This is a genomic window from Micromonospora sp. NPDC047467 (genome assembly GCF_040643095.1).
Lineage (GTDB): Bacteria > Actinomycetota > Actinomycetes > Mycobacteriales > Micromonosporaceae > Micromonospora.
Genome location: NZ_JBEYTO010000022.1, coordinates 1 through 1,735, shown reverse-complemented (window position 1 = coordinate 1,735; position 1,735 = coordinate 1). Strand labels below are relative to the sequence as shown.

Annotated in this window: 2 rRNA genes (1 of these 2 cut by a window edge); both read left to right on the top strand. The window is 56.1% G+C overall.

What is annotated here, in order from left to right:
• Positions 1-1,526: ribosomal RNA gene (locus ABZ780_RS31495) — 23S ribosomal RNA — on the top strand (it extends 1,758 nt beyond the left edge of the window).
• Positions 1,527-1,612: 86 nt separating this feature from the next.
• Positions 1,613-1,729: ribosomal RNA gene (gene rrf / locus ABZ780_RS31490) — 5S ribosomal RNA — on the top strand.
• The last annotated feature ends 6 nt before the right edge of the window (positions 1,730-1,735 follow it).

The window sequence follows — 1,735 nt, the reverse complement described above, 5'->3', positions numbered from 1 at the left end:
CGGAGGTTGGGGAGCGTGGGAACCTGGCGGGTAGTAGTCAAGCGATGGGGTGACGCAGGAAGGTAGCTGAGCCCGGCCGGTGGTTGTGCCGGGGTAAGCGTGTAGGCCGTGTCGTAGGCAAATCCGCGACGCATATAAGGCTGAGACGTGATGCCGAGCCGATTCAGGTGAAGTCAGTGATCCTATGCTGCCGAGAAAAGCCTCTAGCGAGTTCTTAGCGGCCCGTACCCCAAACCGACACAGGTGGTCAGGTAGAGAATACCGAGGCGATCGGGCGAACTGTGGTTAAGGAACTCGGCAAATTGCCCCCGTAACTTAGGGAGAAGGGGGGCCGGAGACGTGAAGCCCCGCGCGGGTGGAGCGTTGTATGGCCGCAGAGAGCAGGGGGAAGCGACTGTTTACTAAAAACACAGGTCCATGCGAAGAAGTAATTCGATGTATATGGACTGACGCCTGCCCGGTGCTGGAACGTTAAGGGGACCTGTTAGCTCTTCGGGGCGAAGCGGAGAACTTAAGCGCCAGTAAACGGCGGTGGTAACTATAACCATCCTAAGGTAGCGAAATTCCTTGTCGGGTAAGTTCCGACCTGCACGAATGGCGTAACGACTTCCCCACTGTCTCAACCACAGGCCCGGCGAAATTGCAGTACGAGTAAAGATGCTCGTTACGCGCGGCAGGACGGAAAGACCCCGGGACCTTTACTATAGCTTGACATTGGTACTCGAATTAGCTTGTGTAGGATAGGTGGGAGCCGGTGAAACCTATACGCCAGTATGGGTGGAGGCAATCTTGAAATACCACTCTGGTTGATTTGGGTATCTAACTTCGGACCGTTATCCGGTTCAGGGACAGTGTCTGGTGGGTAGTTTAACTGGGGCGGTTGCCTCCTAAAAGGTAACGGAGGCGCCCAAAGGTTCCCTCAGCCTGGTTGGCAATCAGGTGTTGAGTGCAAGTACACAAGGGAGCTTGACTGTGAGACTGACAGGTCGAGCAGGGACGAAAGTCGGGACTAGTGATCCGGCACTTGCGAGTGGAAGCGGTGTCGCTCAACGGATAAAAGGTACCCCGGGGATAACAGGCTGATCTTCCCCAAGAGTCCATATCGACGGGATGGTTTGGCACCTCGATGTCGGCTCGTCGCATCCTGGGGCTGTAGCAGGTCCCAAGGGTTGGGCTGTTCGCCCATTAAAGCGGTACGCGAGCTGGGTTTAGAACGTCGTGAGACAGTTCGGTCCCTATCCGCCGTGCGCGTAGGATACTTGAGAAGGGCTGTCCCTAGTACGAGAGGACCGGGACGGACGAACCTCTGGTGTGCCAGTTGTCCTGCCAAGGGCACGGCTGGTTAGCTACGTTCGGAAGGGATAACCGCTGAAAGCATCTAAGCGGGAAGCCTGCTTCAAGATGAGGTATCCCACCCACCTTGGTGGGGTAAGGCCCCCAGCTAGACGACTGGGTTGATAGGCCGGAAATGTAAGCCCGGTAACGGGTTCAGTTGACCGGTACTAATAGGCCGAGGACTTGACTACTAAGCTGCTACGCGTCCACTGTGCAACTCTAGACAAACGAACAACAAACCCCTGTTGTGTGGTGTTGTTTGATATGTCTATAGAGTTACGGCGGTCATGGCGGAGGGGAAACGCCCGGTTACATTCCGAACCCGGAAGCTAAGCCCTCCAGCGCCGATGGTACTGCACTCGTGAGGGTGTGGGAGAGTAGGACACCGCCGGACAATCTT